This window comes from Paludisphaera sp., from assembly GCF_037189885.1.
Classification (GTDB): Bacteria; Planctomycetota; Planctomycetia; order Isosphaerales; family Isosphaeraceae; genus Paludisphaera.
This window is the reverse complement of record NZ_JBBCIR010000002.1, coordinates 55,938-70,218: the sequence shown is the minus strand read 5'-3', so window position 1 is coordinate 70,218 and position 14,281 is coordinate 55,938. Positions and strand designations below refer to the sequence as shown.

General features: G+C 71.2%; 11 protein-coding genes. 3 read left to right on the top strand and 8 right to left on the bottom strand.

Going from position 1 to position 14,281, the window contains the following annotated elements; genetic code table 11:
- From WG209_RS00475 to WG209_RS00445, 7 genes are all read right to left on the bottom strand, one after another.
- A partial coding sequence (locus WG209_RS00475) for a NusA N-terminal domain-containing protein (protein ID WP_337173016.1) occupies nt 1-688 on the bottom strand: 688 nt, incomplete at its 3' end.
- Between the two features lie 588 nt (nt 689-1,276).
- Nucleotides 1,277-2,833: a DHA2 family efflux MFS transporter permease subunit gene (locus WG209_RS00470; protein ID WP_337173015.1), complete on the bottom strand. Its 1,557-nt coding sequence runs from the start codon at nt 2,831-2,833 to the stop codon at nt 1,277-1,279.
- Entirely contained in the window at nt 2,830-4,203 is a 1,374-nt protein-coding gene (locus tag WG209_RS00465; RefSeq protein WP_337173014.1) for an HlyD family secretion protein, read from the bottom strand. Before WG209_RS00465 ends, WG209_RS00470 begins: the two co-directional genes overlap by 4 nt.
- A 218-nt stretch (nt 4,204-4,421) precedes the next feature.
- The gene (locus WG209_RS00460) at nt 4,422-6,089 is read right to left on the bottom strand and encodes a carboxylesterase family protein (RefSeq protein WP_337173013.1); all 1,668 of its coding nucleotides are present in this window, start codon (nt 6,087-6,089) and stop codon (nt 4,422-4,424) included.
- A 624-nt stretch (nt 6,090-6,713) separates the two neighbouring features.
- Nucleotides 6,714-7,166 carry a hypothetical protein gene (locus tag WG209_RS00455; RefSeq protein WP_337173012.1) on the bottom strand — a complete coding sequence of 151 codons (453 nt, stop codon included), beginning with the start codon at nt 7,164-7,166 and terminating at the stop codon, nt 6,714-6,716.
- Nucleotides 7,167-7,242: 76 nt separating this feature from the next.
- Nucleotides 7,243-8,067, bottom strand: coding sequence for a phosphoadenylyl-sulfate reductase (locus tag WG209_RS00450; protein ID WP_337173011.1), 825 nt, complete (start codon nt 8,065-8,067; stop codon nt 7,243-7,245).
- A gap of 107 nt (nt 8,068-8,174) precedes the next feature.
- Nucleotides 8,175-9,836 (bottom strand): nitrite/sulfite reductase, encoded by a 1,662-nt coding sequence (locus tag WG209_RS00445; protein WP_337173010.1) that lies wholly within the window; start codon nt 9,834-9,836, stop codon nt 8,175-8,177.
- A gap of 1,102 nt (nt 9,837-10,938) precedes the next feature.
- Between WG209_RS00445 and WG209_RS00440 the strand changes: the two genes are divergently transcribed.
- The 3 genes from WG209_RS00440 (at nt 10,939) to WG209_RS00430 (ending at nt 13,873) form a co-directional block, all read left to right on the top strand.
- Nucleotides 10,939-11,358 (top strand): hypothetical protein, encoded by a 420-nt coding sequence (locus WG209_RS00440; protein ID WP_337173009.1) that lies wholly within the window; start codon nt 10,939-10,941, stop codon nt 11,356-11,358.
- An 80-nt stretch (nt 11,359-11,438) separates the two neighbouring features.
- Complete coding sequence (locus tag WG209_RS00435) at nt 11,439-12,449, top strand: DUF1559 domain-containing protein (protein ID WP_337173008.1); 1,011 nt, start codon at nt 11,439-11,441, stop codon at nt 12,447-12,449.
- A gap of 29 nt (nt 12,450-12,478) precedes the next feature.
- Complete coding sequence (locus WG209_RS00430) at nt 12,479-13,873, top strand: hypothetical protein (protein WP_337173007.1); 1,395 nt, start codon at nt 12,479-12,481, stop codon at nt 13,871-13,873.
- Between the two features lie 155 nt (nt 13,874-14,028).
- Here the strand turns inward: WG209_RS00430 and WG209_RS00425 are convergent, their stop codons facing one another.
- Nucleotides 14,029-14,241: a hypothetical protein gene (locus WG209_RS00425; protein WP_337173006.1), complete on the bottom strand. Its 213-nt coding sequence runs from the start codon at nt 14,239-14,241 to the stop codon at nt 14,029-14,031.
- Between the last annotated feature and the right edge of the window lie 40 nt (nt 14,242-14,281).

Sequence of the window (14,281 nt, the reverse complement as noted above, 5' to 3'; positions counted from 1 at the left end):
TGACGATGACCGCGCCCCCTTCGAAGCGCTGAACGGTGCCGGTCATCAGGTCGCCGCGCTGGTCCTCGAACTCGTCGAAGAGGCTGTCGCGCTCGGCCTCGCGGATCTTCTGGATGATCACCTGCTTGGCCGTCTGGGCGGCGACTTGGCTGAGACTAGAGGTATCGACGGGAACACTGTCTCGGGTCGCGTCGATTGCACCGCTACTCTCATCGATCGTGACTACAACCTCGCTATCTGGATAGGCACTCCTTACTGCAACGGCGACCGCAATCTCAATCGCCTTGAATATCTCTTTCTTGGGGATATTTTTATCGCGGTGGATCGAGTCTATCACTTGGATCCTATACGCTTCAGACTGCCTCCTTCGCAACTCACGATAGATCGACTCAGCATAATTATTTATCTCGAACTGCAAGCAAGGTTTCAGGCAAAGACCGACACCGCCGCGCATTTGCCTCTTCGCTTCTGCATCCAGGACGTCCGCCTGGTCGCAATCAAACACCTCAAACTCGTGAGTAAAATTACGCCGGATAGACTCTTGCCCGAGAAACTTCCATTCAGGCATGAGCAACCGCAGATAATCAGAACAAGCGACCGCACCCCCGTGGTATTGATAGTCTGATGCAATCCCCATGATCCCCACAGCCCCCCCGCTGTCGCCGACTCGAGCTTGGCCGAAAGGCAAGACGAGGCATCCCCATGACTGCTCCCACGAAAGGTATCATCGTCGCCCCAACGACGCGAGAGAAGAGGGCGTCACCCAAATCACCGTCTGTCGCCCGATCCATAGCTCGGCCCCGACGACAGGCGTTGTTCGCCTCCGGCTTGTGGAGACTGGTGGCGAGGCGGCCGGTGGAAGTCGATCCGGAGTCGGCTGCAGAGATTGAGCCGGCGGAGAAAGGGGGACCCTCCGGTAGGCCGGGGCGGTTGGGATCGCCCGAGTCCGCGGAACCGGCCCCAGAATCGGAGGTTGGCTCCGACGCCGCCACGTCCTCGGGGCTCGGCCGGCCGAAGAAGCCCCCCAGGATGCCGAGGTTGCGGAAGACGAAGGGGATCTCCGCCGCGTGCGACGCCCCGTCCGAGCCGGCGGCGCGGCGGTCGAAGTAGTAGACGAACGCCCGGTTCGACCCCCCCTCGGCCTGGAGCCGCGCCCAGGTTCAGGCGTTCCAGGCGAAGATGGAGTCGCGAAAGAGGTCCTTGGACGAGCGGAACGCCTCGCCCGGCGTGGTATGGGGATGGGCGGCGGAGGGGGCGCTGTTCCGGTGACGGGCCGCTACCCGGGATCCGGGGCGATCCGGCGGCGGTCGAGGAGGAGGATCAGGGGGAGCAAGAGGAGGGCCGCGACGCCGCAGAACAGGAGGGTGTCGAAGTAGGCCAGGGCCAGCGCCTGCTCCTGGCGGAGTTCGTCCAGGGCCTTCAGGGCGAGGAAGTCGGCCGTGGTCGGGTCGCCGGCGGCCGGGCCGTGGAGGAAGCGGTCGGATTGCTGCTGGAGCCAGAGGTCGACCGCCGGCCGCAAGGTGTTGAGGTGGGCCCCCGTCAGCAGGTCGAGACGCGCCTGGAGGCGCCGCTCGCCGGACACCGTCGCGAAGGCCAGCCCGATCGTCCCCCCGAGGTTGCGGAACAGGTTGTACACCGACGCCGCGTCGGAACGCCGCTCGGGGGCGATCCCGCGCAGGGCGGCGGAGTTCACGGGGCTCAGGGTCAGCGTCATCCCGACGACGATCACCGCGCGGGGCCAGAGGATCTGCTCCGGGGCGACCAGCAGGTTCCCGGCCGAGAGCCACAGGGCCCCGCCGGCCATCACGACCAGCCCGAGCGCCGGGACCAGCCGCCCACCGATCCCCCCGGACGCGGCCGTCAGGACCGGGACCAGCACCAGCAGCGTCAGCGCGGCCGGGGCGACCATCTCCGCGACGTTCGCCGCGGCGTAGCCCATCAAGCCCACCACCATCCGCGAGATCACGCTCAGCGACCCGATGTAGACACAGGTCGTGGCGGCCCCCAGGGCGACGCACGCCAGGAAGTGGCGGTCGGACAGCATGTCGAGCCTGATGAGCGGGTCGGGCCGCCGCGAGCATCGGACCGCGAGCGTCCCCAGCGAGGTCGCCGCCATGGCGCTCAGGGCGACCACGGCCGGGGAATCGAACCAGTCCCAGACCTGGCCCTCGACCAGCACGATCTGCAAGCACGCCAGCCCGACGACCAGCGCCGCGGCGCCGATCCAGTCGAACCGGCCGTGGGCCGGCCGTTCGGGGGGGTCGTCGGGCAGCCATCGGGCGCAGACGATCAGGGCGACGATCCAGACCGGGACGCCGGCCAGGAACATGAAGCGCCAGGATGACGCCTCGGTCAGCCAGCCGCCGACCGCCGGGCCGAACGGCGGGCTGATCAGCAGGGCGATGCTGAACGCGCCCATGGGGTTCGGCCGGTCCGGCCGGGCGAGGTCCGCCAGGCTGGCCTGCGCGAGCGGCACCAGGATCCCGCCGAGCAGCCCCTGGAGCACCCGCGCGGCGATCAGCCCGCCGAGCGAGGCGGCCGTCCCGCACATCGCCGTGGCGACGGTGAATCCGGCGATGCACCCCAAGCACGCCCGGCGTCGGCCGACGCGATCGGCCAGGCGAGTGGCCAGCGGCGCGGCGACGGCGCTGGCCGCGAGATAGGCGTTGATGATCCAGACCGCGTCGCGACGGGCCGCCCCCACCCCCCCGGCGACGTGGCGGGTGGAGGCGACCGGCAGGCTCACCGAGGCCACCGCGATCAGGGTCATCCCGGCCAGGACCAGCACGGCGGCCAGCCCCCGCCGGTTCGGCCCCTCGCCCGTCGGGGTCATGAGCCCACCGACTGGAGCCGGGCGCCGGCGTTCGGCCCGGTCGGTTGCTCGCGGACCCGGACGACCGGCACGACGGACAGGCCGGCGGCGAGCGGCGCCTCGGGCGAGTTCGGCTCCACGAGGTCGACCCGCACGGTCAGGCGCTGGACCACCTTCACGAAGTTCCCGGTGGCGTTCTCCGGCGGCAGGACCGCCAGCGCCGCCCCCGTCCCGGGCGCGAAGCCGCTCACCCGCCCGCGGAAGACCCGCCCCGGGTAGGCGTCGACGTACAGGTCGACCGGGTGGCCGATCCGGATGTCGGCGAGCTGCGTCTCCTTGAAATGGCAGTTGACCCAGATCTCGGAGAGCGACCGGACCGCCATCGTCCGCTGGCCGGCGACGACGTGGTTCCCCGGGTTGACCGACCGCCGGGCGATCACGCCGTCGATCTCGGCGCGGACCTCGCAGTACCGGAGATCCAGCTCGGCCAGCGCCAGCTCGCGCCGGGCCCGCGCGAGCTTCGCCTTCGCCTGAAGCACGGCCGGCGCCCTGGGGACCAGCCTGTCGAAGATGCGGTCGACGTCCCCCTCCTCGTCAAGATCGCGGAACTCGGACAGGAACCGGCTCGGGGTGACGTCGCCGGGGGGGAGGGGGAGGCCGACCTGGGCCATCGTCTGCATCAGGTCGGCCAGCGCCTGGCGGACCCCGGAGAACGTCTCCTCGAGGTCGTCCGGGACGTCCTCCGGCCCCGAGCCCTCGGGCGGGTCGGGGGCGAGCCCAAGGGCGACCCGGATCTCCCGCACCTGCTCGACGGCCTGGCGGACCTGGGCGTCGGCCACCTTGAAATCCTCGGTGGCCCGGTCGAAGTCGGAATGGGAGGCGGCGTTCCTGCGGAACAGCTCCTCGGTCCGGCGCAGCTCCACCCGGTTGAGGTCGCGGGTCGCCTCGCGGCTGCGCAGGCCGGCCACCTGGGATCGCAGGGCGGCCACCTGGTTGTTCACCCCCTCGATGGCCCGCTGGAGCTTCCAGCGCAGCGCTCGCGCCAGCGCGAGGTCCCTGCGGACCTGGCTCTCGGCCGCCGCCAGGTCGGCCTCGGCCGTCTCGACCCCGGCCCGCGCCAGGTCGACGCGCTCCTGGTACGGCTCGCGGTCCAGCTCGATGAGCAGGTCCCCCTTGCTCACCCGATGGTTATCGTCGACGAGCACCCGGACGACCTGGCCGGGGACGCGGGGCGCCACCAGGGTGACGTGGCTCTCGACGTAGGCGTCATCGGTCCACACGGTGGCGAACCACTCGGCGGCGCGCGGCCACGCCCACCACCCGGCCGCCGCGAGGGCCAGCGCGACGGCCGCCGCCCCCACAACCCGCCGCCGAGTCGCGCCATCGCGCATCCGGGATCTCCAGGCGCGGGCCGAGCCGTCGTCGGCGGGAAATCGTCGGCGCTCGGCGGGGAGTCCTCGTCGTCCGGCGGCCTCCAATCGCGCGCCGGGGCGTCGTCCCGCCTCTCATGTCGACTGGGCGCGTCCTGGGTCAAGTCTCTACCCTCGCGTCGCGGCGGGCCTGGATCGATCGGGGATGGGGGTGCGAGAGGATCTCGCCCCGGGGAGGCTCACTGCAACGCTTGCGCCGAACCGTCTCGCCCCGCCGGCGCGTCCTCGGCGGGGCGATCGCCGACGGCGGGATCCGCGCCCGCCGCCACGGGCTTCTCGAGCCGCCCCCGACGCCAGGCGAAGTACGCCTCCATCGCCTCCAGCTTGGGGAGGTTGGGGACGGGGCGGGCGGCGGGGGTCGGGGCGGAGTCGAGGTGGAGGTATCTCGGGTCGGAAGCGGAGAAGGGGGGCCATTCCGGGAGGCCGGGGCGGTTGGGATCGCCGGACTTCGCGAACTGGACCCAGTAGTCGGAGATCAGCTCCGACGCCGCCACGTCCTCGGGGCTCGGGCGGCCGAAGAAGCCCCCCAGGATGCCGAGGTTGCGGAAGACGAAGGGGATCTCCGCCGCGTGCGACGCCCCGTCCGAGCCGGCGGCGCGGCGGTCGAAGTAGTAGACGAACGCCCGGTTCGACCCCTTCTCGGACTGGAGCCGCGCCCAGGCCCAGGCGTTCCAGGCGAAGATGGAGTCGCGGAAGAGATCCTTGGAAGAGCGGAACGCCTCGTCGGGCGTGGCGTGGGGGTAGGCGGCGAGGATGACGTCGGCGAGGTCGCCGTAGCCGTCGCGGACGGTCTTCGCGAACGCCTCGGGGGCGGTGCTCGGGCCGGGGCGGACGAACATCGCCCCCTCGTCGGAGTTGGTGCCGATCAGGATGGGAGTGTCGTTGAACCGCCCGGCGCGGTAGAGGTCGTGCTGGTCGCCGGGGATCACGTCGCCGTCGACGACCGGCCACCACCAGCGGCGATCCTTGAGGAACTCCGAGGGCGGCAGCGCCCGCGCGGCGGCGAGGTCGGCGGCGCCCAGGCCGTCGAGGTACGCCTTCCCCTCCTCCTCGGCGATCTTCAGCGGGCGCATGGTCTGGCCCCCTTCCTCGGCGAGCCGGGGGGGCGCGAACGAGCCGCCGCTCTGGGCGATCGCCCGATGGAACAGCCCCCGCGCCCGGGGCGAGGCCGCGAGCATGCTCACCGAGATCGCGCCGGCCGACTCGCCGAACGCCGTCACGTTGCCCGGGTCGCCGCCGAACGCCGCGATGTTGTCGCGGACCCACTCCAGTCCGGCGATCTGGTCGCGCAGGCCGTAGTTGCCCGAGAGGCCGTCGGCCTCGCGGCCCAATTCGGGATGGGAGAGGAACCCCAGCGCCCCCAGGCGATACGCGATCGAGACGACCACCACCCCCTTCTCGGCCAGCCTCGCGCCGTCGTAGGCCGGGGTGCCGGTCGAGCCGATGATGAACCCGCCGCCGTGGATCCAGGCCATGACCGGCAGCTTCTCGCCGGGGGGCTTCGCCGGGGTCCAGACGTTGAGGTAGAGGCAGTCCTCGCTGAAGATGGGCGGGGAGCCGGTGACCATCGCGAGGACCACGTTCTGGACCGGCCCCGGCGCGAACGACTTCGCCTGGCGGACCCCCTCCCACGGCCGCGCCGGGCGGGGCGCGCGCCAGCGGAGGTCGCCGACGGGGGGCTCGGCGAAGGGGATGCCCAGGAACGCGCGGACGCCGGCGGGGTTGGCGGACCCCTCCACCGTCCCCAGCCTCGTCTCGACCCGTTCGCCCGCCATCGCCACGGCCGCCGTCGCGATCATCATCGCCATCGCCGCCGTGATCCAAACCGTCTCGCGTCGCATGGGCATTTCGAGGTGCTCCTTCGTCGTGCGTCGCGGTCGCGGCAGCCCCGCGCCGGATCGGAGCCGCCGAACGATCCCTGGGGGGCCTTCAGCATCCCGATGCTCAAGAACGGCGCGCCCATCCTTGAGGCATTGAGTTTGCAACGCCCTCTAGGGCATGAACGGTTGCTAACCAATTATCGCTTCGCCAGGCCGCAATGAACGCAGTGACGAGCCCACGGGTTGCCGTACCGCCAACTGGCGTGGTAGGGGCGTCCGCAATCCGGGCATGGCCATAACATTCGTCTCACGTGGGTTGTCGAAACGAGGATCAGCATCGGCAAAGCGACAGCCAATATGAACGCCAAGTTATCGGCCATGCCTTGATGGGCGAGTATGACGCGAATCAGCGATCCAGGAATCAACCACAGCAGCGCCATCAGGATCGCCCATCGAGACGAGCGACATCGTCGTCTGTATTCATCCCAGGCGAGATCCATTGGACTCCCTTGCGAACGCGTAACCGCTCACCACGCCCTGGCGGGGATGAGCAAGGGCGGCGTGCAGCCCGAGCGGTGGGCGGAGACGGCCTCGACGAGGAATTCGAGCAGGTCGCGGCCCTGCCGGCGGGTCGTCGCGGTGATGGTCGCGTCAGATATCCATCTCGACGCTCTTGCAGCGCGCGCCGGCGCCGTCGACGTCGAAGCGGGCGCGGCAGCGGTCGGTCTCGATCGTCAGCGAGAACGCGCCGGGGTTGCCTGGGGCGAGGCTGATCGAGCGGATCTCCTGGCCCGCGAGCCCGGCGAGCGCCTGGTTGACCTCGTCGAAGGTCTGCTGGACCGCGCGGCCGCGCGGGGTGCGGCGGAAGAGGCGCGCGGCGCTCTCCTCGGCCTGGGGGCCGTGCAGCTTGCGCAGGCGACCGCTGCCGAGGCTCAGCTCCAGAACCCGGCCGAGGGGGTCGAGGAGGTCGTCGGGGATCTCGGCGGCCTCGACGGCCGGCAGGAGCGGTGCGTAGAGGCTCCGCGCGGCGGGGTCCGCCAGGCGGTCGAGGAACGCCGCGATCTCGTGGCGGAGGTATTCCTGGGCGTCGGGGTCGAGTCGCATGCGGGGGCTCCGCCTCCGCGCGGGGGGCCGACGGCCGGCCCCCGCGGGGGGTGGTTGGGTCGCTCTGGCGCGGCGGTCAGTCGCGGAGGTTCTTCAGGTCGACCTGGTCGCCGAGGATGGCGTGGACCTCGTGCTCGAAGCCGCCGGTCTCGATCGGGCAGTGCATCCCGCACTCCTTGGGGGCGTTGGTCTCCCACCACCAGCGGCCGGCGCGGTTGTCCTCGCCGGGCTGGATGGGCCGGGTGCAGGGGACGCAGCCCAGGCTGGTGAAGCCCTGCTCGTAGAGCGGGTGGAACGGCACGTCGTACTCGCGGACGTAGGCCCAGACGTCGTCGTGGGTCCAGTCGGCCAGGGGGTTCAGCTTGACGATGCCGCCGTGGTCGTGGTCCAGGTCGATCTTGCGGATGTTCGACCGGGTGGCCCACTGGTCGCGGCGGAGGCCGGTGACCCAGGCGTCCAGATCCTCCAGCGCCTTCTGCAGCGGCAGGACCTTGCGGATGTGGCAGCAGAGGAGGCGCTTCTCGACGCTCTCGCGGAAGAGGTTCATCCCGTTGCGCCGGACCATCTTCTCGACGTGCGCGGCCTCGGGGTAGCGGACCTCGACCTCGATGCCGTACTTCTGGCGCACCCGGTCGATCAGGTCGTGGGTCTCCTGGGGGAGACGGCCGGTGTCGACGGTGATGACGCGCACGTCGCGGTTGATCTGACAGGCCATGTCGATCAGGACCAGCGTGTCGATCTGGAAGCTGGTGACGATCGCCAGCCTGGGGTGGAACCGCTCGAAGGCCCACGCCAGGAGGTCCTCGGGCTCCTTGTCGTCGAACTCGATGGCGAGCTCGCCGGCCTCGTAGTCGTCCATGAGAACCGCTTGATCCCGCTCGGTCTCCGCTGCGCCGCTCATCAGACTGTGGTCTCCGCGATTGTACAGGATTCGGGGGCGTCCCCCCCCGGGGGGGTGGGGGGCGGAGCGTGGGTGGGACGATGGCCGGACGGTTGGGGGTTGGTGGGTCAGAGGCTGTAGTTGAGGGAGTCGCCGCGGGCGATGGCGGTCAGCTCCTCGTCGGTCTTGCGGGTGAAGAAGCCCTGCATGGTCTCGCCGTCCTGGCGCTCGCCGAGGTAGCCGACCAGGAGGCGCTCGATGTAGTACTTCACGTCGTCAGCCCGGACGCGGCGGATGACCGCCTTGCCCACCGCCGCCGCGGAGCCCAGGCCGCCGCGGAGCAGCAGGTCGTAGGCCTGCTCCTTGCCCTCGGGGGTCTTGAGCGTGGTCCCCTGGACGCCGACGTCGCCGACCCAGTGCTGGCCGCAGGCGTGCGGGCAGCCGTCGAGGTAGATCCTCAGGTCGGCCGCGGCCGGGCCAAGGCGCTGCTCCAGGTGCTCGATGATCTGCGCCAGCCGGGGCTTGGTCTCGCCGACGGCGAAGTTGCAGTGGGGCTCGCCGGTGCAGGCGATGCTGTGGCCGCGGATCGGGTTGACGTCCAGGGAGAGCCCGGCGTCGTCCCGCATGCGGGCCAGGGTCTCCTCGACCCTCGCCTCGGGGACGTTCGTGAGGATCAGGTTCTGCTCGCGGGTCAGCCGGATCTCGCCGCCGAACGACTCGGCGATGTCGGCCACGCGGAGCATCTGGTCGGCCTCGATCAGCCCGACGTGGACCGGGAAGCCGATGTACGACAGCCCCGGCTGGAGTTGGGGGCGGACGCCCATGTGGTCGGTCCGGCCGGCCGGGACGGGCTCCTCCTTGATGTCGGCGAGGCGGCGGCCGATCTTGGCCTCGATCATCTCCCGGATCTTCTCCGGGCCGTGGTCGTCGACCATGAACTTGAATCGGGCCTTGGCGCGCGACATCCGGTACTTCAGGTCGGCGTTCCAGAGCTGGATGATCGCCTCGGGGACGTCCAGGGCCTCGTCGAGCCCCACGAAGACCCCCAGCGACTTGCCGATCCGCGGCGACGCCGACAGCCCGCCGCCGACCCAGACCGAGAAGCCCGGGACGCCGTCCTGGATCGTCCCGACCAGCGCCACGTCGTGGATCTCGGGCCCGTTGCAGTGGTGCGGGCAGGCCGAGATCGTCCACTTGTGCTTGCGCGGCAGGTCGCCGTAGAGCGGGTTGCCGGAGAACCGCCGGTGGGCCTCCAGCAGCACGGGATTGGCGTCGAACCGCTGCTCGGCGTCGATCCCGGAGACCGGGCAGCCGGTGATGTTCCGCAGCACGTCGCCGCAGCCGCCGCGGGTGGAGAGGCCGGCCTGCTCGAGCCGGGCGAAGATGTCCGGCAGCGCCGTCAGGCGAATCCAGTGGAGCTGCACGTCCTGGCGGGTCGTCAGCTCGGCGTGGCCGCGGCCGTACTCCGCCGAGAGCTGGGCGATCGCCCGCAGGCGAGCGGGGGTCAAGATCCCGTTGGGGAGCTTGATGCGCATCATCATGAAGCCGAGCTTCGGCTTGTCATGATAGAGGCCGTGCCACTGGAGGCGCAGCATGTCCTCCTCGGCGATCTCCTCGTAGGGGGTCGTCGCCAGCCGGCCGTACTCGTCGGCCAGGGCGTAGGGCGTCTTCTCCTTCTTGACGCGCTCGACGTAGTTACGCCTCAGCACCTCGTCGGGCGTCGCCTCGCTCCGCGCGCGGAAGGTCGGACGTCGTGGGGTCGGGGTCGCCTGCGTTTCGTCGTCCGCCATATCCTGATGAGCCTCGATTCCAGGGGGTATTCGAATCAGCCCGGGGGAGCGTCGTCCCGCCCGGCGCGTGGGGTGCCACAAACTTCCTTGATACCGCGATTCGCGGCCGACGATCGAGGCCGGAATCCGATATTCCCCGCGGGACGCCCCGTCGCGGGGTCCGTCGCGACGACTCCCCATGCCCTTGGCCGATCGATCACCTTCTTACCGAAGATGATGATACATACGGTGCCGCGCGAAGTCAAGGATCGACCCGCGGCGGCCGTCCGCGCCCCGGAACGCGGGCCGGCGGGGCCCGCCATTACCACGATATCACGGCGTGATGCCCGCCCCGCGCCGCGTCCAACGAAGGATTTCGTGCGCAATCGTCCGATCGACCTGGCGCTGTTATCATGGGAGAAAATCCGAGCGAAGGCTTCCATATCGAATTTCGGCCGGTTAGCATCGGGCATCGCCCACGACATCGGAACGATGCCGAGGCTCCCATCGCAATGATTCGCCCCCTAACTTCCATCACGCCGAACGCCTCGACGCTGGGCCTGCTCCTGGCCCTGATCGTGGTCGCGTGCGCGCCGTCCTCGGCGCGGGCGAGGTGCGGGGGCTACGCGACCTCGACGCCCGGGCACGCCCTCGGGGCGTCGCTCGCGATGCTCGAGTCGATCGAGGCCGAGACGCCGGCCGGCGACGAACTCCGGCCGAGCCTCCCGGGCGGCGATCGCCCCTGCTCGGGGCCGAGGTGCTCCGAGAAGAGGAGCGAGGCCCCGATGTCGCCCACGACGCCCCTCCCGGTCGAGGGGGGCCAATGGGGCCTCGCGATCACCGGCCCGCGGCTCGCGATCCCGGGCCCCGCCGGCGCCCCCGCGGCGGAAGGCCGGCCGCGCCCCCGGCGAGTCGCCAATCCCCTCGAGCGCCCTCCGCGATCCCCCTCCGTCACATCCTGAACGTCCGGCCGGCGCCTCGATCGAGCCCGAGGCCGCTCGCTCCGCGCCATCTCGCGAGCCTCCACCCACGGCGACGCCGCCGCGCCCGGAGACCGCGCGCCTCGGCGCCGATCCCCCGGCGCCGGCCGATCCTCGACGATCGATAATCGACAGGTGAAATCATGCCAATTTTCGTGCGGAATGGTTCCGCGGCGGGCGGCCCCTCGCGCCGGCGGATCCTCGCGGGCGCCGTCGCCTGCCTGCTGCTCCCGGGCTGCGGGTCCGACGGGCTCGCGCCCCCGGACGCGGACGAGGCCCGGCGCATCTTGGAGCGGGCCCTGGCCTTCTGGCGGGATGGGGGGACCATCGAGGCCCTCGCGAGCGCCGACCCGCCGATCGTCGCGTCGGACCCGAGGTGGGAGCGGGGCGAGCCGATCTCCGACTTCGAGGTCGACGGCCCCCCCGTCCCGTCGGGCGCGCAGCAGAAGTTCCGCGTCAACCTGCGGTTCGCCGACGCCCGCGGCAAGCCGCGCGAGGTCGCGGCGCGGTACGAGGTCGGCACGCGTCCGATCCAGACCGTCTTCCGGGCCATGCTCCAGTGACATCGCGGCTCGTCGGCCCGGCCGGGCCCGCCGGGTCGTCCCATCATCCCGTCCCCGTCATACCCGAAGGAGTCCTTCCCATGCCGGACGCCCGCGAGCGAGGCGGCTTCACGCTGATCGAATTGCTGGTGGTGATCGCGATCATCGCCGTCCTCATCGCCCTATTGCTGCCGGCCGTCCAGGCCGCCCGCGAGGCCGCCCGCCGGTCGCAGTGCGTCAACAACCTCAAGCAGCTCGGCCTGGCGCTGCACGGCTACCACGACGCCCACGGGTCGTTCCCGATCGTCCGGAGCATCTTCCCGCCGACGCCGATGCTGCCGCCGACGCCCACCACGCCCCATGCGTACTCGGCGTTCGCGACGCTGCTCCCCTTCATGGAGCAGGCCCCGATGCACGCGGCGATCAACTTCAGCCTGCCGCAGCTCTCGCAGCAGGGGAACACGACGGTCCAGGCCGCCGTGGTCTCCACGTTCCTATGCCCGTCGGACTCCGCCCAGACGCCGAGCACCGACGCCGGCACGAACTATCGATTCAACGAGGGGTCGAACATCCTCTATATGTACGGGGCGACCGACCCTTCGAACGCGCAGGCCAACATGCCGCCCCCCAACGGCCCGTTCTTCCCGAACCAGGTGACCACCCTGGCCCGGTTCACCGACGGGACGAGCACCTCGGCGATGACCTCCGAGCGCCTGCTCGGCGACTTCGCGAACGGGATCTCCTCGCCGACGCGCGACATCTACCGCGCGGCCACCAGCCCGACCACGCTGCCCCAGGCCGCGGCCGATTGCGCCGCCGTCAACGTGAGGGATCTCGCCCTGCAGGGGTCGTCCGTCAACGGGGCCCCGTGGATCTGGGGCGCCCCGGCGGTCACGCCGTACAAGCACGCCTCGCCCCCCAACGCGATCTCCTGCTTCTTCATGTCCGTCGGCCGGCTGACGCTCCCCCCCAGCAGCCTGCATCCGGGGGGGGTGAACGTCGGCATGGGGGACGGCTCGGTCCGGTTCGTCAAGAACAGCATCGACCCGGCCGCGTGGTGGGCCATCGGCTCGATCAACGGCCAGGAGGTCGTCTCGTCCGACGCCTATTGAACCGCCGCGTCCACCCGATGGAGCCTCCCATGTCGCGTCTGAATTCGTCGATCCTTCCATTGCTGGCGACCACCATGCTGACGTACCCCGCCGCTCGGGCCGGCGACTCCCCGGCCCCGGTCCCCGCCTTCCCGATCCCCAGCGACGCCGAGGCCTGGGCCAGGCTCCCGACGCCGGAGAAGGGGGGCGGCCAGCCGCTGCCCTCCTGGGCGCGGATGACCGCCGAGGCGCTGCCCAGGACGACGGCCATGATGCTCCAACTGGACTACGTCCAGCGCGCCGGGAGCCCGCTCGACCCCGGCCTGCGGGCCGCGATGCGGTACGTGGCCGCGAAGGCGAGCCGTTGCGCCTACGCCGAGGCCTACGCCCTGGCCGACGCCCGCGCGGCCGGCCTCTCCGAGGCCCGCGTCCAGGCCCTCCGCGACGGCGACCATTCCGACTGGTCCGCCGACGAGAGGGCGGCGCTGAGGTTCGCCCTCAAGATGGCCATCGCGTCGGGCACGGTGACCGACGAGGAGTTCGCCGCGCTCGTCTCCGCTTACGGCGAGTCCGGGGCCGCGGCGATGGTCCTGCTGTCCGCCTACGCGGGCTTCCAGGATCGGCTGCTGCTCTGCCTGGGCGCCCCGATCGAGGAGGGGGGGCCGAGGCCGCCGGCCGAGTTCGCCTTCAGGCGCGAGCCCATGGCGCGCGGGTCCGGGCTGGTCTCGCCGACCCCGCCGCCGCCGCTGGTCGACGGGGGCGAGGACGTGGTCGCGGACGATCCGGCCTGGTCCGCCGTCTCGTTCGAGGAGCTTCAGGCCCGGATGGAGCGCCAGCGCTCCCGGCCCACCCGGCTGCCCATCCCGACGTGGGAGCAGGTCCAGGCCGCCGCGCCCGGCTACTACCCCCCGGGGTCGAAGCCGGTCCGGGTCGTCTGGGGCCTCGTCTGCGCCGGGTACCAGCCCAAGCTGGCGATCGCCTGGAACTCGGCCATGTGGACGTTCTGGGCCGAGGCGGCCGACGTCCTGCCGCCGACCTTCTCGCACGGCGTCTTCTGGGTGACCACCCGCGCCAACGACTGCCCCTATTGCATGGGGCACAGCGAGATGATCATGGAGCTGAACGGGCTGAGCCGGTCGCAGATCGAGGACCGGACCCGACGGCTGGCCGGCGACGACTGGTCGGGCTTCCGCCCCGAGGAGCAGCGCGTCTTCGACTTCGCGCGCAAGCTGGCCTTCGACCCCTCGGGCGCCGTCGCCGACGTGGAGACGATCCGCCGCGACTTCGGCGACCGCCGCGCCATGACGATCCTCTGGAACGTCACCCACGGCCACTACATGACCCGCGTGTCGAACGGCTTCCAGCTCACCCTGGAGCGCGACAACGTCTTCCGCGACCGCTTCGCCGACCCCAAGCCCGCCACCGCCCCCGACGCGGCGCGCTGAGGCGGAGCCGGCCCATCGGGCGGCGGCCCGGCCCCTCCACGGCCGCCGCCCCGCGAGTCCGCCGATGACGCCGCCCCCTCGTCGGATCGGCGGCCGACACGCCCATTCGCCAGGCCAACGGACACCATGGCCCTCCGACCGGGGGTGGGTTCGGGCTACGGCCGCGATTCGTCCCCCTCGGAGTCCGAGCTTCGTCCCGGTCGGAACTGGGACGGGTCGGGGGCGTTCGCGTCGCGCGGGGGGGGCTGGTCGCTCCCCGGCGGGGGCTGGTTCGGGGCCTCGACGATGACGCCCTCGTCGGCGGGCTCCCAGCGCTGGCCGCTCGCGCCGGTCATGTTCTCGGCGTCGCTCTTCTCGGGGGTCGGCATGGCGTCCTCCTGTGGGTGGCGATGGACGGGGGATGACGCC

Coding starts and splice junctions, on each gene's coding strand:
- WG209_RS00430 (WP_337173007.1), top strand. CDS start 12,479: ATGTCGCGTCTGAATTCGTCGATCCTTCCATTGCTGGCGACCACCATG.
- WG209_RS00455 (WP_337173012.1), bottom strand. CDS start 7,166: ATGCGACTCGACCCCGACGCCCAGGAATACCTCCGCCACGAGATCGCG.
- WG209_RS00425 (WP_337173006.1), bottom strand. CDS start 14,241: ATGCCGACCCCCGAGAAGAGCGACGCCGAGAACATGACCGGCGCGAGC.
- WG209_RS00470 (WP_337173015.1), bottom strand. CDS start 2,833: ATGACCCCGACGGGCGAGGGGCCGAACCGGCGGGGGCTGGCCGCCGTG.
- WG209_RS00460 (WP_337173013.1), bottom strand. CDS start 6,089: ATGCCCATGCGACGCGAGACGGTTTGGATCACGGCGGCGATGGCGATG.
- WG209_RS00465 (WP_337173014.1), bottom strand. CDS start 4,203: ATGCGCGATGGCGCGACTCGGCGGCGGGTTGTGGGGGCGGCGGCCGTC.
- WG209_RS00440 (WP_337173009.1), top strand. CDS start 10,939: ATGCCAATTTTCGTGCGGAATGGTTCCGCGGCGGGCGGCCCCTCGCGC.
- WG209_RS00435 (WP_337173008.1), top strand. CDS start 11,439: ATGCCGGACGCCCGCGAGCGAGGCGGCTTCACGCTGATCGAATTGCTG.
- WG209_RS00445 (WP_337173010.1), bottom strand. CDS start 9,836: ATGGCGGACGACGAAACGCAGGCGACCCCGACCCCACGACGTCCGACC.
- WG209_RS00450 (WP_337173011.1), bottom strand. CDS start 8,067: ATGAGCGGCGCAGCGGAGACCGAGCGGGATCAAGCGGTTCTCATGGAC.